The sequence below is a fragment of the Micromonospora sp. KLBMP9576 genome (genome assembly GCF_050941805.1).
Classification (GTDB): domain Bacteria; phylum Actinomycetota; class Actinomycetes; order Mycobacteriales; family Micromonosporaceae; genus Micromonospora.
In genome coordinates, this window is sequence record NZ_CP194567.1 from 6,238,204 (window position 1) to 6,256,646 (window position 18,443).

18 protein-coding genes and 1 tRNA gene are annotated in these 18,443 nt (G+C 73.7%); 10 read left to right on the plus strand and 9 right to left on the minus strand.

What is annotated here, in order from left to right; all coding sequences use genetic code 11:
* Positions 1 to 100 precede the first annotated feature (100 nt).
* On the plus strand, positions 101 to 895 hold the full coding sequence (locus ACQ452_RS27765; protein ID WP_433388685.1) for an IucA/IucC family C-terminal-domain containing protein: 795 nt from the start codon (positions 101 to 103) through the stop codon (positions 893 to 895).
* 12 nt (positions 896 to 907) lie between these two features.
* Here ACQ452_RS27765 and ACQ452_RS27770 read toward each other — a convergent pair whose 3' ends face one another.
* Positions 908 to 2,728 (minus strand): hypothetical protein, encoded by a 1,821-nt coding sequence (locus ACQ452_RS27770; protein ID WP_433388686.1) that lies wholly within the window; start codon positions 2,726 to 2,728, stop codon positions 908 to 910.
* A 213-nt stretch (positions 2,729 to 2,941) separates the two neighbouring features.
* Between ACQ452_RS27770 and ACQ452_RS27775 the strand changes: the two genes are divergently transcribed.
* Positions 2,942 to 3,652, plus strand: a complete 711-nt coding sequence (locus tag ACQ452_RS27775; RefSeq protein ID WP_433388687.1) for a class I SAM-dependent methyltransferase — start codon at positions 2,942 to 2,944, stop codon at positions 3,650 to 3,652.
* 4 nt (positions 3,653 to 3,656) lie between these two features.
* Here the strand turns inward: ACQ452_RS27775 and ACQ452_RS27780 are convergent, their stop codons facing one another.
* Positions 3,657 to 4,190 carry a YbhB/YbcL family Raf kinase inhibitor-like protein gene (locus tag ACQ452_RS27780; RefSeq protein WP_433388689.1) on the minus strand — a complete coding sequence of 178 codons (534 nt, stop codon included), beginning with the start codon at positions 4,188 to 4,190 and terminating at the stop codon, positions 3,657 to 3,659.
* Between the two features lie 165 nt (positions 4,191 to 4,355).
* Here ACQ452_RS27780 and ACQ452_RS27785 point away from each other — a divergent pair, with 165 nt between their 5' ends.
* Complete coding sequence (locus ACQ452_RS27785; protein ID WP_433388691.1) at positions 4,356 to 4,889, plus strand: N-acetyltransferase family protein; 534 nt, start codon at positions 4,356 to 4,358, stop codon at positions 4,887 to 4,889.
* A 20-nt stretch (positions 4,890 to 4,909) separates the two neighbouring features.
* On the opposite strand, the gene ACQ452_RS27790 is transcribed toward ACQ452_RS27785, so the two are convergent.
* Together ACQ452_RS27790 and ACQ452_RS27795 are read right to left on the minus strand one after the other, a co-directional pair.
* Positions 4,910 to 5,881 (minus strand): Lrp/AsnC family transcriptional regulator, encoded by a 972-nt coding sequence (locus ACQ452_RS27790; RefSeq protein WP_433388693.1) that lies wholly within the window; start codon positions 5,879 to 5,881, stop codon positions 4,910 to 4,912.
* Positions 5,882 to 6,006: 125 nt separating this feature from the next.
* Positions 6,007 to 7,629: an MFS transporter gene (locus ACQ452_RS27795; protein WP_433388695.1), complete on the minus strand. Its 1,623-nt coding sequence runs from the start codon at positions 7,627 to 7,629 to the stop codon at positions 6,007 to 6,009.
* A 332-nt stretch (positions 7,630 to 7,961) separates the two neighbouring features.
* Between ACQ452_RS27795 and ACQ452_RS27800 the strand changes: the two genes are divergently transcribed.
* Positions 7,962 to 8,489, plus strand: coding sequence for a hypothetical protein (locus ACQ452_RS27800; RefSeq protein ID WP_433388697.1), 528 nt, complete (start codon positions 7,962 to 7,964; stop codon positions 8,487 to 8,489).
* Between the two features lie 81 nt (positions 8,490 to 8,570).
* Here the strand turns inward: ACQ452_RS27800 and ACQ452_RS27805 are convergent, their stop codons facing one another.
* Both ACQ452_RS27805 and ACQ452_RS27810 read right to left on the minus strand, forming a co-directional pair.
* Complete coding sequence (locus ACQ452_RS27805; protein ID WP_433388699.1) at positions 8,571 to 9,290, minus strand: hypothetical protein; 720 nt, start codon at positions 9,288 to 9,290, stop codon at positions 8,571 to 8,573.
* A gap of 162 nt (positions 9,291 to 9,452) precedes the next feature.
* A complete protein-coding gene (locus ACQ452_RS27810; protein ID WP_433394453.1) occupies positions 9,453 to 10,487 on the minus strand; it encodes a GNAT family N-acetyltransferase in 1,035 nt (344 codons plus the stop codon).
* Positions 10,488 to 10,586: 99 nt separating this feature from the next.
* Between ACQ452_RS27810 and ACQ452_RS27815 the strand changes: the two genes are divergently transcribed.
* On the plus strand, positions 10,587 to 11,066 hold the full coding sequence (locus ACQ452_RS27815) for a MarR family winged helix-turn-helix transcriptional regulator (protein ID WP_433388700.1): 480 nt from the start codon (positions 10,587 to 10,589) through the stop codon (positions 11,064 to 11,066).
* Between the two features lie 166 nt (positions 11,067 to 11,232).
* Here ACQ452_RS27815 and ACQ452_RS27820 read toward each other — a convergent pair.
* Positions 11,233 to 11,319: transfer RNA gene (locus ACQ452_RS27820), tRNA-Ser, on the minus strand.
* Positions 11,320 to 11,415: 96 nt separating this feature from the next.
* Between ACQ452_RS27820 and ACQ452_RS27825 the strand changes: the two genes are divergently transcribed.
* Both ACQ452_RS27825 and ACQ452_RS27830 read left to right on the plus strand, forming a co-directional pair.
* On the plus strand, positions 11,416 to 11,955 hold the full coding sequence (locus ACQ452_RS27825) for an AAA family ATPase (RefSeq protein WP_433388702.1): 540 nt from the start codon (positions 11,416 to 11,418) through the stop codon (positions 11,953 to 11,955).
* 9 nt (positions 11,956 to 11,964) lie between these two features.
* Positions 11,965 to 12,942 carry an NAD(P)H-quinone oxidoreductase gene (locus tag ACQ452_RS27830; protein ID WP_433388704.1) on the plus strand — a complete coding sequence of 326 codons (978 nt, stop codon included), beginning with the start codon at positions 11,965 to 11,967 and terminating at the stop codon, positions 12,940 to 12,942.
* Positions 12,943 to 13,071: 129 nt separating this feature from the next.
* On the opposite strand, the gene soxR is transcribed toward ACQ452_RS27830, so the two are convergent.
* A complete protein-coding gene (gene soxR, locus ACQ452_RS27835) occupies positions 13,072 to 13,536 on the minus strand; it encodes a redox-sensitive transcriptional activator SoxR (protein WP_433388706.1) in 465 nt (154 codons plus the stop codon).
* A 47-nt stretch (positions 13,537 to 13,583) separates the two neighbouring features.
* On the opposite strand from soxR, the gene ACQ452_RS27840 reads away from it, so the two are divergent.
* A complete protein-coding gene (locus ACQ452_RS27840; protein WP_433388708.1) occupies positions 13,584 to 14,345 on the plus strand; it encodes a transketolase in 762 nt (253 codons plus the stop codon).
* A gap of 2 nt (positions 14,346 to 14,347) precedes the next feature.
* On the plus strand, positions 14,348 to 15,250 hold the full coding sequence (locus ACQ452_RS27845) for a transketolase family protein (protein ID WP_433388710.1): 903 nt from the start codon (positions 14,348 to 14,350) through the stop codon (positions 15,248 to 15,250).
* Positions 15,251 to 15,376: 126 nt separating this feature from the next.
* Here ACQ452_RS27845 and ACQ452_RS27850 read toward each other — a convergent pair whose 3' ends face one another.
* On the minus strand, positions 15,377 to 16,081 hold the full coding sequence (locus ACQ452_RS27850) for a glycosyltransferase family 2 protein (RefSeq protein WP_433394454.1): 705 nt from the start codon (positions 16,079 to 16,081) through the stop codon (positions 15,377 to 15,379).
* Positions 16,082 to 16,139: 58 nt separating this feature from the next.
* Here ACQ452_RS27850 and ACQ452_RS27855 point away from each other — a divergent pair, with 58 nt between their 5' ends.
* Positions 16,140 to 18,425: a hypothetical protein gene (locus ACQ452_RS27855; RefSeq protein WP_433388712.1), complete on the plus strand. Its 2,286-nt coding sequence runs from the start codon at positions 16,140 to 16,142 to the stop codon at positions 18,423 to 18,425.
* Positions 18,426 to 18,443: the final 18 nt, after the last annotated feature.

An 18,443-nucleotide genomic window follows, 5' to 3' on the forward strand; every position in this document is an offset into this window, starting at 1 on the left:
GGATCGGGCCGCTCCGGGGCTTCCCATGGCCGGCAAGGTGTGGTTAGGCTAGCCTTAGTTCACGGAGGCGAAGGACGAGACCGGGCGGGGGATGAGTCGGATGACAGCGGTGCTGCCGAGGCGGGAGATCGCCGCCGCGCCGCTCGCCCCGGTCACCGCCGCCCTGCGGGCGATGTTCGGCACCGACGACGTGCCCGGCCTCGCCCCCGGCCTGCTGGTGCCCGACGAGTTCGGCTGGAGCCCGGCGACCACCCTGATCGACGGCACCCGCCTGCCGGAGTTCCTGCGCGCGGCGAGTTCGCGCCTGGGCGGCACCCCGCACGCGTGCGCCGCGCTGGCCTGGAAGTCCTACAGCTACTGGACGGCGCTGCCCGTGGTGCTCGGCTGGGCCTGTGCCGGGCGGGTGCCGCTGCTCGACCCGGCCGACGTGCTGATCCACTTCCGGGACCCACGCCCGCTGCTGACCATGGGCCTGCGCCGCTCGACCGAGGTCGCGGTGCTGCCCGGCGACCCGCTGGCGCTCGCCGGGTCGCCCGAGGTGCGGGTCGTCGCGGACGAGGCGGAGCTGCTCCGGGTGCTGCGCGCCTCGCTGCTCGACGCCCACCTGGCCCCCATGGTCGCCGCGATCCAGACCGAGGTCCGGATCGGCACGCGTACCCTGCTCGGTTCGGTGGCCTCCGGCATCGCCCACGGCATCCTGCGGGCCGCCGACAGCCTGCCCGGCTCGTCGGTCGAGGCCGTCGAGACGCTGCTCGGCGCGCTCGACCTCGCCGACCTGGTGGAGCTGGTCGAGGGCCCGAACGGCGAGCCGACCGTGCAGCGGCGCACCTGCTGCCTCGCCTTCACCCTGCCCAAGCCCAAGATCTGTCAGGGCTGCTGCGTCCGCCAGCCCTGACGCCGGGTCGCGTCAGTCCGTGAGCGGGCGGACGTCCCAGAGCCAGACCCCCCCGGTGTACGTGGGGCTGATGCCGGTCAGCTCGGTCATCCCCCGGCGCAGCGCGTCGGCCTGCCGGTGCGGGCCGAGCACGACCGCGCCCGCCCGCCAGTACCGCAGGTCCCCCACGGCGTCGACGCGCGCCTGCGGGGTGATCGGGGGCACCGCGCCGGTGCGGCGGATCTCGGCGAAGAACTCGCTGGTCGGGCGGGGTGGCGCGGAGAACAGGGCGATCCGGTCCCCGCCCGGGCGGGTGTCGGGGCCGAGGAAGTAGCCGCGGGCGATCGGCATCTCCAGCCCGGTCCGCGCCGACCAGCGCAGCGGGTCGGCGTAGTGGGTGTCGGGCAGCGGCAGGGTCACGATGCTGTGTCCGCCAGCCACGTAGGGCCGCCACGCGCCCGCCGTGACGAAGGCGGGCACGGGGTCCAGCCGGGTCGTCGGCAGCGGGGTCGGCAGGATCGGCAGCAGGGCCATGGCCAGCACCGTGGCGGTGGCGAAGCGGATCTGCGGACGGGCACCCGGGTGCCGGGCGGCCAGCACCCGGGCCCGGTCGGCGCCGTAGGCGAGCAGCACGCCGACGATCGGGGTGATCGCCAGCGCCCAGCGGGTCGGCACCACCGAGTGCAGCAGGGGCAGGTTCTCCAGTGCCGCCCACGGGCCCGGTATCCCGGTCCCCTTGCCGTTGAGCTGGACCTCCCGGCCGAGGGAGAGCAGGCCGAAGAGGAGCGCGAGGGCGGCCAGGCCGCGTACCACGACGTTCCGGCGCAGCCACCAGACCAGGGCGACCACGAGCACCACCAGCGGCCAGCCGAAGAAGGCGTTCTCCTCGGTGGGGTTCTTCGCCAGCCCCTGCGCGCTGCGGGCGTCGCCGGCCAGGGACTCCCGGGAGTACGCCACGAACGACGCGAGGTCCGTCGAGTAGCCCCGGATCAGCCGGGACAGCCCGTTGTAGGCCCCCGGGCCGAAGAACTGGACGTACAGCGGGTAGGCGAGCAGCACCAGTGACCCGGCGGCGGCGACCGCCAGGCCGGCGAGGAACGGCCGGGCCCGGCGGCGCAACTCGGGGCGGCCGAGGGCGAGCGCGCCCACCACCACCCCCAGCCCGATGGCGGTCATCAGCAGGACCTCGAGGTTGAGGAAGGCCTGCCAGACGATGACCAGGGCGAGCAGGAGCCCGTTGCGCAGCCAGCGCCCCGGCTCGGCGAGCCGCAGGGTGCGCCAGATGATCAGGGGCACCACGTACTGCGAGACGATGTTGGGGTGCGCGTTGGCGTGCGACACCATCGCCGGGGCGTACGCGCAGAAGGCGGCGCCGAGCCAGGCCGGCGCGCGGGCGCCGACGACCACCCGGGACAGCAGGAAGTACCAGGCCGTGGCGGTGGCGATCATGCCGAGGGTGAGAAAGAGCAGAAACGACGCGCGGGTGCCGAGCAGGAGCGTGACCGGCGTCATTGGCAGAGATACGGATAATACGGACGTATTTGCCATGAGATTGACGCTCTCCGGCACGTTCATCCGGTCCGAGGTAAATGGATCAACAAAATCGGTCAGGACGCGCGCGCCGTGCGCCATCATCCACTCGAACTGCGACTGGTCCGTGCGGTTGTCCCGGATGCCGTGCGAGGGGCGCAGCCAGAGCCGCGCCGTCACCCAGAAGCCCAGCGCGACGAAACCCGCCGCCGCAGCGACGTCCGCCCACCACCCCCGCGGGTGCCGTACGCCCCGGTCGGGCCGCCCCTCCGGGGCCCCGCGCCCGGGTCCGCCGACGGGGACACCCGGTTCAGGAGTAGTCATAACGATTCGTAGAGTAGTCAGGCTATGGCACCGCCGTGACATGTTTCGGGGTACTGCCGTACCATGTGCCGGGTTCGCCGACCGCCGATCACGTGCCCACCCCCGACCGCAATTCGGCCACCCCCGGTGCCCCGATTCTTCTGCCCCCAGCGCGGATGATTCACTCTGTCGGTCCAGGCGCGGGTCGAGTTTCATATCGTGAGGAATCGACGCATGGCAGAAATCACTGGGGACCAGCGCGTGCAGTCCGAGGTCCTGGAGGGCCTCGCGACAGCGGTCAACCACCGTCGCTGGTTCGTCGAGCTGGCCCTGCCACACCTCGGTGACGATCCGATCGAGATCGGCAGCGGGCTCGGCGACTACGCGCTGGAGTGGGCGGAGCGGCTGCCCCGCTTCACCGCCACCGAGGCCGACCCGGACCGGCTCGTCTCGCTCAAGGAACGCCTGGCCGACCAGCCCCGCATCGAGGTCCGGCAGATGTTGCTGCCGCACTCGGAGCGCGGCAACTACAGCGCCGCCGTGTCGTACAACGTGTTGGAGCACATCGAGGACCACGTGGGCGCGCTGAGCAGCATGCGCGACCTGGTCCGGCCGGGCGGCAACATCATCATCATCGTGCCGGCGTTCCAGTTCGCGATGGGCCCGGCGGACGTCGCCACCGGGCACGTGCGCCGCTACACCAAGAAGACCCTGGCCGCCGCGATGACCGACGCCGGCCTCACCGTGGAGAAGATCCACTACGCGAACGCGCTCGGCCTGATCGGCTACTTCATGGCGACCAAGGTCTTCCGGCTCATGCCGAAGGAGGGACCGATGGTCAAGGTCTACGACACCCTCGTGCTCCCCGCCACCAAGGCGGTGGAGCAGCGCGTCCTCCCGCCGTTCGGCCAGTCCGTCTTCGCGGTCGCCCGCGTGCCCTCCTGACGGGTCACTCCCGGACCTGGTAGGTGGGGCGGATCACGGCCCGCGCCAGGGTGTGGAAGGCCAGGTTGAAGCCGACCTGGGCGGGTGGCACGTCGGGGCCGACGTCCAGGCCCGCCACGTCCAGGGCGTGCACCGCGAAGACGTAGCGGTGCGGCCGGTCGCCGGCCGGCGGCGCGGCGCCCCCGTACCCCCGGTCGCCGTAGTCGTTGCGGACGGCGAAGGCGCCGCCGAGGTCGTCCCCGGCCGCGCCACGCGGCAGCCGCGTCACCCCGGCCGGCAGGTTGACCAGGACCCAGTGCCAGAAGCCGCTGCCGGTCGGCGCGTCCGGGTCGAAACAGGTCACCACGAAACCCCTGGTCTCGGCCGGGAAGCCCGACCAGGCGAGCTGCGGCGAGACGTTGTCGCCCCCGACGCTGCCATGGGCGTACGTGGCATCCATCGGCTCGCCGTTGCGCACGTCGTCACTGGTCAGGGTGAAGGACGCAACGGTCGGCAGCAGCTCGTACGGGTCCGGGGCGATCGGTCGGTCCAGGGACATCGGGGTGATCCTTCCGGTGAGCGGTTCTTCTCCGCACCTTCATACCCCGCCGACGCCCCGAGTCACGATCGGGACGGCGGTACGCGTCGCCGCCGACCGGCCGTCCCCGCCGACCGGCCGGGCATCGCCGCGCCGGTCGGCGGCCGTTGTAGCACCATGTCCGTCATGAGCGACCAACGGAACCTGGGCCTGCGACGCGGCGGCCCGGCCGACGCCGCCGCCGTGCTGCGGCTGTTCGACGACGCCATCGCCTGGCTGGGGGCGCGGGGACGCACCGGCCAGTGGGGCACCGCGCCGGCCTCGACCGACACCCGGCGGATCGCGCAGGCCGAGGCGTGGACGACCGGCGGCGGGCTGTGGCTCGCGACGCTCGACGACCGGCCCGTCGGCGCGCTTGTGGTGGGGGCGGCGACCGACTACGTGCCACCCGCCACGGAACCCGAGCTGTACGTGAACCTGCTGATCACCGCCCGCGACCACGCCGGCGCGGGGATCGGCGCCCGGCTGCTCGCGCACGCCGCGGAACTGGCCCGGGGGCGCGGGCTCGACCTGCTGCGGGTGGACTGCTACGCGGGCGACGACGGCGCGCTGGTCCGGTGGTACGAGCGGCAGGGCTTCACCGCCACCGACCCGTTCACCGTCGAGCGGCCGGGGCGCGACCCCTGGCCGGGGCAGGTCCTCGTCCGTCGCCTGCCCTGAACCGCCCTCGCTCCGGCCCGTCACCCGGGCCCGTAGGTGAGGCTCTTGACCCGGCGGAGGGTCAGCACCGTCTCCGCGGTCCGCACCCCCGCCAGGGCACCGATCCGATCGCTCAGGTACGCGTACAGGTCGCCGGTGGTGCGGCAGAGCAGCGAGAGCACGACGTTGGCCGCGCCGGTGACGGCGCCGGCGAAGCGCACCTCCGGGTGCCCCGCCACCGCCCGCCCCGTCTCCGCGAGCGCGTGCGGCGCGACGGTCAGCCAGCACATCGCCTCGACGCCGTGCCCGAGGGGCTCGTGGTCGTACTCGACGGCGAAGTACAGCACTCCCGTGGCGCGCAACCGTTCCAGGCAGCGCCTGACGACTGTCTCCGACTGGCCGCTGGCCACCTGGAGTTCGGCGAGGGTGGCCCGGCCGTTGCGACGCAACGCGGCCAGCAGCGCCTCGTCGAGGTCGTCCAGCACCACCGTCGCGGCGGGCGCGACGATGGCCGGGGGGCGCAGGGCGGCCTCCTCGTCCGGATCGAGCGCCCTGATCTTGCCCAGCCAGCCGAGCGGGCCGCCGTAGTAGGAGTGCAGGACGCAGTGCGCGCTGACCGAGGTGACGCGCGGGGTGCGTTGCAGACGCTCCAGGAGCAACTCGTCGCGTTCCCGGCGGGTACGCGGCTGCATCGCGCAGAGCACCTCCGTACCGCCGGAGGCCAGGTCGACGTACCTGGTGTCGGGGCGCCTGGCGAGCGCGGCGGCCAGTTGCTCGGCCGACTGCGGGGTGCAGCCGAGCCGGACTATCCAGCTCTCCCGGCCCAGGCGGCTGTCGTCGGTGACGCCGGTCACCCGGAGCCGGGCGGTGGTGTGCAGCCGGCGGAACCGCCGGGCGACGGTCTGGTCGGAGACCCCCAGCACCTGCGCGATCCGGCTGAACGGCGCGCGCCCGTCCAGTTCCAACGCCTGGAGCAGCTTCAGGTCGAGCGGGTCGAGCGTCTGCGGCGCCACGGTGGTTCTCCTGCGCGGGGCGGAACGGGCACGGGCGCGGCCGGCGGTTGTCCCGGGCCGGCCGGCCCCATCGTAGGCGCCCGGGCGGGTGGCCGGGCCGCGAAAGCCCGGCCACCCGGGCTGGTCTAACCGGCCGCGCCCGTACCCGCCAAGGCCGCACCCGGCGTCGCCGGCCCACCCGGCCCGGAAGCCGACGTGGCCGGGCCGGAAGCCGACGTGGCCGGGTTGCGGCGGCGCAGCAGGACGGCGGTGGCCACGGCGGCGAGCACCAGCAGGACGGCCGAGACGGACAGGCACAGCCGCAGGCCCGCCAGGAACGCCTCGTTCACCGCGCCCAGGGCCAGGGCGGTGTCGGGGCCCAGGTCCAGTTGGGCCACCGCGCCGAGCCCGCCCGCGTCGGCCACCGCAGTGATGTCCCGCGCCCGCTCGCCGGTCAGGCCGGCGTCGGCGAGCCGGGCGGGCAGGGCGCCCACCCCCTGGACGGTCAGCAGGGCACCCATGAGGGCGGGCCCGAGCGCGCCGCCGACCTGCCGGAAGGCGTTGTTCCCGGCCGCCGCCATGCCCGCCTGCCGCGGGGGCACCGAGGCGACGGCGCTGCCCGTGATGCTGGGGAAGGCAAGGCCGAGGCCGAGGCCCAGCAGGACCAGGCGCCAGGCCACCGACAGGAACGACGTGTCCACGCCGACGGTGGTCAGGGAGACCAGCGCGGCCGCCGCGACGAGCAGGCCCACGGTGATCAACGTCCGGGGCGTCACCCGGCGCATGATGCGGCCCATCGCCAGCCCCAGGAGCATGGAGACGAGGTTGACCAGCACCATGCGTACGCCCGATTCGAGGGTGGTCAACTGCTGCACGACACCGAAGTACAGGCTCAGGACGAAGAAGAAGCCGATCAGCCCCAGAAAGCTGATCATGGCGGCGAGGGTGGCGGCGGTGAAGGCCGGGCTGCGGAACAGCGTCAGGTCCAGCATGGGTGCGGCGCTGCGGCTCTCCACCACCACGAAGGCGGCGGCGCTCACCACGGCCACCAGCAGGGCCACGTACGACCGCGGGTGCGTGAACGACTCGGCGCCACCCTCGATCACCCCGTAGATCAACGCGGTGATCGCCACGGCGGCCGTGAGCTGCCCCGGCCAGTCGAGCCGACGCCCGGCGGAGACCCGGGACTCGCTGAGCAGCCGGGCGGCCACCACCATCGTCACCAGGGCCACCGGCACCGGCAGCAGGAAGATCCACCGCCAGCCCACGTGTTCGAGGATCACCCCGGCGATCAGCGGTGGTCCCGCCATGGCGGCCATCATGCAGGTGGTCCAGAGCCCGATGTACTTGCCGCGTTCGCGCGGGTCCGGCACCGCCTGACTGATCAACGCCAGCGTCACCGGCAGCAACGCGGCGGCTCCCGCGCCGGAGAGCGCCTGCCCGAGCCAGACCCCCTGCACGGAGTTGGCGGACAACGCCACGAGGGCGCCCACCGCGCACAGGGCCAGGCCCACCTGGTAGACCTTCTTGCGGCCGTGCACGTCCGCGAACACCCCGGCGGTGAGGATCAGCGCGGCCACCGGCAGCACGAAGGCGTCGGAGACCCACGCCAACTGCGCGGTGGAGGCGCCCAGCGCCCGCTGGATCGCCGGCAGGCTCACCGCGACGGTGACCACCGGCAGGTACGCGACGAAGACCCCCGCGCAGGCCAGCGCGATCGTGGCAGTTCGTCGGTTCGCGGGCACGGTCGTCCCACTCGAGACGTTCAAAGGAAGACTCCTCCTGCGGCGCGGCACGCCGCTGTCGGTTCGCAACCGCGCAACTCTGCGTCCTGCCCGCCGGCCGCTGCCAGCCAACAGGGCCCGCGGCACGGAAACCCGACATCGGGGAGCAGCCCGGCCGCGAAATCCGATGCGCCCGGCCCGACCGGCCGACCCCGCCCCCCGGTACGCGGCGAGCCAGCGCAGTCGCGACGACCGCCCCAGCCAGCGGCGCCCCGGGCCGCACGGTCCTGGTCCTTGGGACACGCTCGCCGGGCGCCCGCTCGCCGACGTCGTCAAAACATCTATCGCCGGCCATGATCGATAAGTAGTCTCCCCTGGTGATCGAGACGCCGTCCACCGCTCGGCGGTGGCGCACCCGGGCCGCACTCGCTGTCGCCCTCGTCATCGGGGTGACCTGCCTCGGGGCGCAGCTCAGGCAGGGGTTCATGAAGACCGTCGAGGCGGCGCGGGGCGAGGAGACGCCGGTCGCGGTCGCCAACGCGTACCTCCGGGCCGTCTTCGAGACGGGGGACAGCGCCGACATCAACCGGTGCCTGTGCGGCGACAACCGGGACGAGTTGTTCCAGCAGGCTCGGGCCCTGCGCAAACAGGTCGAGCCCCATGCCGCCTTCGGCGTCGAGGTCGAGACGTCCGACTGGCACACGATCGACTCGGACGACACCGTCTCCGCGTTCGTGAGCGTCCGGTTCACGCAGATCGACCCGGCGACGGGGGCCGTCACCTCCACCGGCGGGACCGCCCACAAGTGGCAGTTCCGCACGACGAAGGAGCGGGGCCCCAGCGGCGGTTGGAAGGTCTGCCGCATCGACGCACCGCCGCTCTGTGGCACCCACCTGCGCTGCTGACACCCGCGCAGACTCCCCGGACGGCGGCCCGGCGCGGCCCGCGCTGATCCGGCGCGGCGCGCTCGGGCGAACGGCGCCGGGTCAGGTGCGGAGGGACGCCCGCGCCGCGTCGACGGCTTCGAGCAGCGCTTCCTGGGACTCGAAGTCGTCGGCCCGGCCCACATCGACACCGCACTCGCGTTGCCGCTCGCGGACCAGATCCCCATGGGGGTACGACGAGGCGTGCACCGGGAAGGCGAAGGGATCGAGCGCCTGCCGCTGGAGCACGTCGAACGGGTCGCGCCCGTCGTGGCCGATGTGCAACCAGTCGTCGTACGGCGAGCGGTCGTACACGTTCGCCGCGAACCCCTTCGTCCACTCGGTGAACAGCGCGGCCAGGCTGGGGGCGGCGCGCACGGGATTCCAGTCGTCGGCGTCGATCTGGTAGCGCCAGATCTCCCCCTCCCGGTCGCCCGTGAGCACGAACGTGAAGACGAGGTGGTCGACGAAGAACAGGGGCACCTGGTGTCGCCAGTGGAAGGGGATCGCGACCGCGAAGGAGAGATAGTCGAGCAGCTCGTCCGCGTCGGTCCACCGCAGCAGGTACGCGCCGGCCGGCAGGACCGGCTCGTGCGGCGGCACCTGGGAGGCGAGCCAGATCGGCTGGTCGGCGATGTGGTCCACGTCGAAGACCCGGCAGAGCACGTCGGGCGGAAGCTGTCCGGCCCGCTCACCACCGTCGGGCCAGGCGACACCCGCGGCCGTCGCCGCCGCCCGGTAGGCCTGCACCGCGGCGCGCAGGACGGGCATGTCGTCGAGCATGGGAGCCTCCATCGCCGAGACCGGGTCGTGCCCCGGTCATGCAGCTTGGCACGGTCGAGCGGGTTTCGTTACGAGGGCCGCCTTCCACGTCCACTGCGTCGGTGCGCCGGCTGCCAGCAGCGCCGCACGTTCAAGTCGTCTGGCCGATGGAATCGCGGCAGATCAGTGCGCCGCCCGCATCGTGGCAGCGTCACACCGGTCGGCGGAAGCGTCCTTGGCGAGGAGCGCGGTTCCGTCCGTGCTGGTCGATGGCACGAGCTCGTATCCCTCGCTCTGGTAAAGGTTGATGTTCCGCTGGCTATTGGAGCCTGTGAACAGGATGATGCGGCGGATGCCCGGGTCGGCGGCGGCTTCGGCGGCGCGCAGGAGCCACCGGCCGAGCCCGTGACCGCGTAGGTCCGGTACGACGGCGAGGCGGCCCACGTGCCAGTCGGTGCCTGCGCGGCGGGTACGCACCATGCCCAGGAGCCGACCGTCCAGCCAGACGCCCGTGGTGTGCTGGTCCGCCAGCCACTCGCGGACCTGCTCCAGCGACTCGTGCAGGGCAGGTATGGCCAGGGTGTCGTTGACGACGGCTTCCTCTACCCAGCAGCACCGCTGCAGCACGGTGACCTCGGGCGCGTCGTCGGGGGTCAGCCGCCGCGCATACGATCCGGGCACGGGGCCGGCGACCGTCCCGGCTGCTGCCCGTTCGCGCATCGGCCGGAGGGCGTGGGAGACCCGGACCAGTTCGTCCAGGAGGCCGAGGCCCGCCGCGTCGCGGGCGGCGTCGGGGCGCAGCCGTCCGTCGTCCACCGCGTCACCGATGCGGATCGCGACCGTGGCGCCCAACGGGACCAGTCGCAGCGTGGTCACCACCTGCTTGGCGTGCTGGACCGACCGCGTGCCGGCCGACGTGTTGCCGTAGCTGACGAAGCCGATCGGCTTCCACGCCCACTCGCGGCCGAGGTAGTCCAGCGCGTTCTTCAGGGTCGCCGGCATCCCGTAGTTGTACTCCGGTGTCACCACGATGAAACCGTCCGCCGCGTCCACGATCGAACTCCACCGACGGGTGTGTTCCTGCCGGTAGATGCCCGACGACGGATGTTCCTCCTCGTCGAGGAACGGCAGATCCAGGTCGGCGAGGGCCATCGGCACCAACTCGACGCCAAGCTCGGCGGCGCAGGGCGTGATCGCGTCGATCAACCACTGCCCGATCACGGGGCCGAGGGCCCCTGGGCGGGTGCTGCAGACCAGGACGAGGAGGCGGAGCGGTTTCGTTGACATGGAAACGAAATATAGGGGTAGGTTGTTTACATGTCAACGAGATCTGAGGCAGCGCCGGTGCACTGGTTGAACCCGGACGAGGAGCGGGCGTGGCGCGCGTTTCTGCGGGTGATGGTCACCGTCCAGGCCGGCACCTCGGGTGACCTGGCGGCGGTCGGCCTCTCAGAGCCCGACTACGAGGTGCTGAGCACCCTGTCGGAAAGGCCCGGCCACACCAGCACCCTGCACGCGCAGGCCGACAAGATGGGCTGGTCCCGCAGCCGGCTGTCCCGGCACGCCACCCGCATGGAGGAGCGCGGCCTGCTCCGGCGCACTCCCGACCCGGCCGACGGCCGAGGCTGCCTCCTCGCGCTTACCGAAGAGGGCCTGGGCGCCCTCACCACGGCCGCACCCGCCCACGTCGAGTCGGTACGACGCCATTTCATCGACCGGCTCACGCCGGACGACCTCACCGCCATCGAACAGATCGCCCGGCGCCTGGAGGACCCCCAGGCCGACAACGGCCGGTAGGCACACCCGGCGGGCACCGCCATCCGCTGGACAGCCGACACGGATACGACACCACCAGTGAGACCGAACGGCCCTCAACGGGACGAAGTGAGAGCGATTCGCGAACCGCGAAACGCCCCCTGAGCGGTGTTCGCGCTGGTCAGGGGCGTTTCCGCTGCTCTGGACGCGGAGGGTGTGGGATTCGAACCCACGAAGACATCGCTGCCTTACCGGTTTTCAAGACCAGCGCCATCGGCCACTAGGCGAACCCTCCCGGGTCGCGCCCTCGTGAGGTGCGCGACCCGCCTAGTCTGCCACGAACGCGCTCCGGGCGAGCGGGCACCGCACCCGCGCTGGCAGGATCGATGGCATGTGGGAGACCCCCTCGGTAGTGCTGATCAGCGGCATCATGGCCGCCGGCAAGTCCACTGTGGCCGAGGCGCTGGCCCGGCGGCTGCCCCGCGCCGTGCACCTGCGCGGCGACGTCTTCCGGCGGATGGTGGTCAGCGGCCGGGTGGAGATGACCGCCGAGCCGTCGGCGCAGGCGTGGCGGCAGTTGCGGCTGCGCTACGACCTCGCCGCGTCGGCGGCGGACCGGTACGCCGCCGACGGCTTCACGGTGGTGCTCCAGGACGTGGTCCTGGGCGCGGAGCTGCCGGCGATGGTCGGCCGGATCCGGCACCGGCCGTTGGCGGTCGTGGTGCTCGCGCCCAGCCCCGAGGCCGTCGCCGCGCGCGAGGCCGCGCGGCAGAAGAAGGGGTACGGGGACTGGCCGGTCGCCGATCTCGACGCGCGGTTCCGGGCGGAGACGCCCCGGATCGGGCTGTGGCTGGACAGCTCGGCGCTCACCCCGGCGCGGACGGTGGACGAGATCCTGGCCCGGGCGTGGACCGACGGTCGGGTGGGGTAGACACGGAACATGCACGCGATGACGATTCCTGAGCCCGGCGGCCCCGACGCACTGGTCTGGAGCGAGGTGCCCGATCCCGAGCCCGGTGCGGGCGAGGTGGTCGTCGACGTGCGGGCCAGCGCGGTGAACCGGGCCGACCTGCTGCAACGGCAGGGGCATTACCCTCCCCCGCCGGGCGCGCCCGCGTACCCCGGCTTGGAGTGCTCCGGGGTGATCAGCGCGATCGGCCCCGGTGTGACCGGCTGGGACGTGGGCCGCGAGGTCTGCGCGCTGCTGGCCGGCGGCGGGTACGCGGAGCGGGTGGCGGTGCCGGCCGGGCAGTTGCTGCCGGTGCCGGCCGGCGTGGACCTCGTCGACGCGGCGGCGCTGCCCGAGGTGGCGTGCACGGTCTGGTCGAACGTGGTGCGGCTGGCCCGCCTCGACGCTGGCGAGACGCTGCTGCTGCACGGCGGCGGCAGCGGGATCGGCACCTTCGCGATCCAGCTCGGGGTGGCGCTCGGCGCCACGGTGGTGGTCACCGCCCGGGCCGCCAAGCACGAGCGGCTGCGGGAGCTGGGCGCGGCGCACACGATCGACTACCGGGAGCAGGACTTCGTCGAGGAGGTGCGGCGGGTCACCGGCGGCCGGGGCGCGGACGTCATCCTCGACATCATGGGCGCCGCCTACCTGCCCCGGAACGTGGCGGCGCTGGCCACCGGCGGGCGGCTCGTGGTGATCGGCATGCAGGGTGGCCGCAAGGGCGAGCTGGATCTCGGGGCGCTGCTGGCCAAGCGGGGCACGGTCGCGGCCACCGCGTTGCGGTCCCGGCCGCTCGACGAGAAGGCGGAGATCGTGCGCGGCGTGCGCGAGCAGGTGTGGCCGCTGGTCGAGTCGGGGGCGGTCAGGCCGATCGTGGACCGCCGGCTGCCGATGACCGACGCCGCGCGGGCACACCGCCTGGTCGAGTCGAACGACCATGTCGGCAAGGTGCTGCTCACCACCGGCTGAGGGGCGGGCCACCCGCGGTGCCGGAGGTGGCCGGTCCCGACCGGCCGGAACGGGTGGCGCGCGGTGCCGGAGGTGGCCGGTCCCGACCGGCCGGAACGGGTGGCGCGCGGTGCCGCCGCGCCGGCGGCCTCAGCGTGCCGGCGTCGGTTGCCCGGCCGGGCCGGCGAGCACCAGGCGGGCGCCGGGGCCCTCGCCGCCGAGCGAGTCGCCCGGGTTGTAGAGGGTGCAGCGTTGCAGGGACAGGCAGCCGCAGCCGATGCAGCCGTCCAGGTCGTCGCGGAGCTTGGTCATGAGCCGGATCTTCTCGTCCAGCCGGGCCCGCCAGGTCGCGGAGAGCCGCGCCCAGTCCTCGGTGCTGGGCGTGCGGGACGCCGGCAGGGAGTCCAGCGCCTCCCGGATCTCCTCCAGCGAGATCCCGACCTGCTGCGAGATCCGGACGAACGCCACCCGGCGCAGTTCCGTGCGGGCGTAGCGGCGCTGGTTGCCGCCCGTGCGCTCCGCCCGGATCAGGCCGAGCCGCTCGTAGTAGCGCAGCGCCGAGGGTGCCACGCCGCTGCGGGCGGAGAGCTGACCGATGGTCAGGGATTCGTGCATCACATCGCCCTTGAGTTGAAGCGGACTTCAACTTGCAGGCTAGCGGCATGACCACCACCACCGCCAGCACGGCCGCGTACGCCGCGCCACTGCGCGAACCGGCCGCCCCACCGCCCCGTCCCTCGACCGCCCCACCCCTGCCGGCACCCGTCGCGCCGCTGTACGAGCGGATCCGCGCGGGCCGGGAGTTCGGCGCGAACGTCCGCTCGACCGTCGACGTGCTCTGGGTGCTCTACGACCGGGTCCTCCGGGTCACCCCGGAGACCGTCGACGACCCCGGGCGGGACCGGTTCCTGCTCTCCAAGGGGCACGCCGTCGCCGGCTACTACGCCGTGCTCGCCGCGAAGGGGTTCATCCCCATCGACTGGCTGGACGGCCAGGGCGGGCCCGACAGCCGACTCGGCGAGCACCCCGACCGGGTGCTGGTGCCGGGAGTGGAGATCGGCTCCGGTTCGCTGGGCCACGGGCTCGGCCTCGGCGTGGGCACCGCGCTCGGGCTGCGCGCCCAGGGCCTGCTGACGCCCCGGGTCCACGTGCTGCTCGGCGACGCCGAACTGGACGAGGGTTCCAACCACGAGGCCATCGCGTACGCGGGGGCGACCGGGTTGGGCAGCCTGACCGCGATCGTGATCGACAACGGCTCCGCCACACACGGGTGGCCGGGCGGCGTCGCCGCCCGGTTCACCGTCAACGGCTGGGGTGCCACCACCGTCGACGGGCACGACCACGACGCCCTGCACACCGCCCTGACCGGGCACGACAACCACCGGCCGCACGTCGTCGTCGCGGTCGTCGAGCAGGGGGAGTGAACATGCGGGACCGTTTCGCCGACACCACCACCGCGCTGCTGGCGGAGGATCCGCGTACGGCTCTGGTGCTGGCCGACATCTCCGCCGACGCGTTCGCCCCGGCCGCGCACCACCACCCGGACCGGGTGCTCAACGTCGGGATCCGGGAGCAGTTGATGGTGGGGGTGGCCGGTGGACTCGCCCTGACCGGGCTCCGGCCCATCGCGCACAGCTACGCCCCGTTCCTCGTCGAGCGGGCCTACGAGCAGCTCAAGCTGGACCTGGACCACCAGGGGGTGGGCGCGGTGCTGGTCAGCGTCGGCGCGTCGTACGACCGGCCCGACGCGGGCCGCACCCACCTGTCCCCCGCCGACGTGGCACTGATCGACACCCTGCACGGCTGGACCGTGCACGTTCCCGGCCACCCCGACGAGGTGCCGGCGCTGCTGCGCGCCGCGGTGGCCGCCGACGGCTCGGCGTACCTGCGGCTGTCCATCCTGCACAACGCCCGCCCGTACGGCGGCGACGGCGACCTGCGGGTGCTGCGGGACGCGGGGCCGGGCGCGCCGCTGCTGGTCGCGGTGGGACCGGTGCTGGACGCGGCGCTGGCGGCCGTGGCGGACCTGGGGGTGACGGTGGCCTACACCCACCGGCCGCGCCCGTTCGACACCGCCGGGCTGCGGGCGCTGGCCGGCGACGCGGTGATCCTGGTGGAGCCCTACCTGGCCGGCACGTCGGCCCGGGTGGTGTCGGCGGCGCTGGCCGACCGGCCGCACCGGCTGCTGGCGCTCGGCGTGGGGCACGAGGATCTGCGCCGCTACGGCTCGGCCGAGGACCACACGCGCTGGCACGGGCTGGACGCCGCCGGGCTGCGCCGCGCGGTCGGCGGGTTCCTGGACCCGGCGCCCGTGTCGGTCGGCGGCTGAGTCACGCCCGGCCGATCGGCGGCTGAGTCACGCCCGGCCGGTCGGCGGCTGAGTCACGCCCGGCCGGTCGGCGGGCGGGCGGGCAGGAGGGTGGGGCAGGAGGGTGGGGCAGGAGGGTGGGACGGGTCAGCGGGCCGGGGCGCCGGCAGAGCGGCGGGTGCGCTCGCGGCCGAGGATCCAGAGGGCCTCGACGCCGTCCTTCCAGGTGATCTTCTTGCCCTCCTCGCGGCCCCGGGCGCGGTAGCTGATCGGCACCTCGTAGGGGCGGATGCGACGGCGCAGCAGCTTGCCGGTGACCTCGGCCTCCATGCCGAAGCCCCGCGAGCGGACGTCGAGCGAGCGGTAGAGCTGCACGGGCATCAGCTTGTAGCAGGTCTCCAGGTCGCCGATGTAGGAGTTGAACAGGACGTTCGCGGCCATCGTGACGCCCTTGTTGCCCATCACGTACCAGAAGCTGTAGGCGCTGTGGCTGCCGAACGTGCGGTTGCCGTAGACCACCGTGGCCCGCCCGTCGAGCACCGGGTCGAGCAGCTTGGGGATGTCCATCGGGTCGTATTCCAGGTCGGCGTCGAGGATGACCATGTAGTCGCCCTCGGCGTTGTCGACCGCCGTCTTGATCGCCGCACCCTTGCCCGCGTTGCGCTGGTGGGTGATTACCCGCAGGCGCGCGTCGTCGGCCCGACCGAGGATCTCGCCCGTGCCGTCGCGGCTGCCGTCGTCGACCACGACCAGCTCGATCTCGCACGGGTAGTCGACCGCCAATGCCTGCTTGAGGGCATCCGCGATGCGTTCTTCCTCGTTGTAGACCGGCATGAGGATCGAGAGCTTCACGGAAATCTCCACGGTGGCGACGATATAGCGGCCCTAGCCTAGCCTGGCTGGTGGCGACGTGGTGTTCAGCCGTGCGGCCGCCCGGCGCGGCGACCTCAGCTTCATGGTGTTTACTGCCGCCATGTCGGCAGTCGGCTACCTGCTCGCCCTGGCCCCGGCCGCCGCGATCGGCACACTCTCCCACGCCCTGCGGCCGGTGGCCGCCGGCACCGTGGCGGGTCGCCGCCTCGCACTGCTCCGGGCGGCCCTGATCACCGGCGTCTTCGCGGTGCTCACGGTGGAACTGCTGGGCGCGCTGCGCCTGCTCACCCTCCCGGTGTTCGCCGTGGCGTGGCTGCTCTTCCTCACCGGTGCGGTCCTCGCCGCCGCCCGGCGCCGCCGCCGGGACGCCGCGCGCCCCGCGGTCCGGGCCGTCGGCGCGCGGCGCGCGGTCCGGGCCGCGCCGCAGCTAGCGCTGGTCGGCGCCGCACCCGGCCCGGCCGTCGACACCTGGGCCCCTGCCGCGCCGCCGGCCGCCGCCGCGCCGCGCCGCGCCGGCTGGCCGGCCCGGCTGGCGCACGCCTGGCGTACGGCGGGTCGCGGCGAGCGGATGCTCGCCGGCACGGTCGGCGGGCTGCTGCTTGTCGAACTGCTCATCGCCCTGCTGGCCGAGCCCAACAACTTCGACTCGCAGACCTACCACCTGCCCAAGGTGGAGCACTGGGTGGCCCGGGGCGCGCTGGACTTCTGGCCCACCGCCATCCACCGGCAGGTGACCATCCCGCCCGGCGCCGAGTACCTGCTGCTGCACCTGCGCCTGTTCACCGGCGGCGACGCGCTGCACAACCTGGTGCAGTGGGCGGCCGGCGTCGGCGTACTGCTGGCGGCCACCCGGATCACCGCGCAGCTCGGCGGTGGACGGCGGGCCCAGCTGCTCACCGCGTTCGTGCTGGCCACCACCCCGATGGTGGCGCTCCAGGCGACCAGCACCCAGACCGACCTGGTCTGCGCCGCCTGGGTGGCCTGCGCGGCCACGCTGGCGCTGGACGGGCTGCGCCGGCGTGCCGGGATCGGCACGGTGCTGGCGCTGGGGGCGGCCACCGGGCTGACCGCGCTGACCAAGACCAGCGGCCTGGTCGCGGTCGGGCCGCTGCTGCTGCTCTGGGGGGTGGCCCAGCTCCGGCTGGCCCGGGCCGGCTCCACCGGGGACCGCCCCCTGATCCCGCTCTCGCGGCGAGCACGGGCCGGCTGGTCGCACAGTCGGCGGGACGCCGCCGCGCCCCGGGCCGGCGGCGTGCGCCGGACCGTCGCCGGGTCGGCGCTGATCCTGGTGGTCGCGGTGGTGGTCGTCGGGCCCTTCCTGGCCCGGGTGACCGCCGAGTTCGGGCATCCGCTCGGGCCGCCCCGGCTGCGCGAGTCCATCCCGATGGAACGGCACGACCCGCCGTCGGTGCTGGTCAACGCGCTGCGGATCGCGCACACCGCGTTCGACACGCCGCTCGCGCCGCTGCGTCGGGCGGGGGCCGAGGCGATCGTCGGGGGCGCCGGGCTGATCGGGGTGGATCCGCAGGACCGGGCCATCACCTTCGGGCAGGAACGCTTTCCGGTGCCGTCCTGGTATCCGGACGAGGACCGGGTGGCCTACCCGCTGGCCGGAGGGTTGGCGGTGATCGGGGCGGCGGTCGCGCTGGCCCGGCCGGGCCGGGTCAGCGCCACCCAGGCGGGGCCACTGCGGGCGTACGCGCTGGTCGTGGTGGCGGCCGTGCTGCTGCACACCGCCATGATCAAGTGGCAGCCGTGGGGCAATCGCCTGCTGCTCTACGCGCTGGTGCTGGCCGTGCCGCTGGCGGGGCTCTGGCTGGACGCGCTGTTCCGGCGGCGGGCCGGCGGCACGGCCGGACGGCGCCCGGTGGCCGCCGGGCTCGCGGTGAGCGTGCTGGCCGCCTGCGCGCTGGCCGGGGTGCTCACGGTGTCGTACGGCTTCCCGCGCCGGCTGGTCGGGGCGGGCTCGGTCTTCACCACCTCCGAGTGGGACACCCGGTTCCTGCGGCGCCCGCACTGGGCCGAGGAGTTCCGCTGGGCGGCCCAGGCGGTACACGCGACGGACGCCCGCCGGGTCGGCCTGGTGCAGCAGAACGACAACTGGGAGTACCCCTGGTGGCTGCTGCTGCGCGACGCGGCCGGACGCCCGCCGGAGCTGGTGGCGCTCCAGTCGGTGCTGCCGGGGCGCCCGCCGGCCGACCCGACCTCGGTGCAGGCCATCGTCTGCACCGGCAGTCGGGCGGCGTGCGCGGAACTGGTCCCGCCGGGCTGGCGCGTGCAGTTCCGGGAGTACGTGGGCTACGCCCTTCCGCCGGCCGGCTGAGCGCCCGGATCGCCCGGT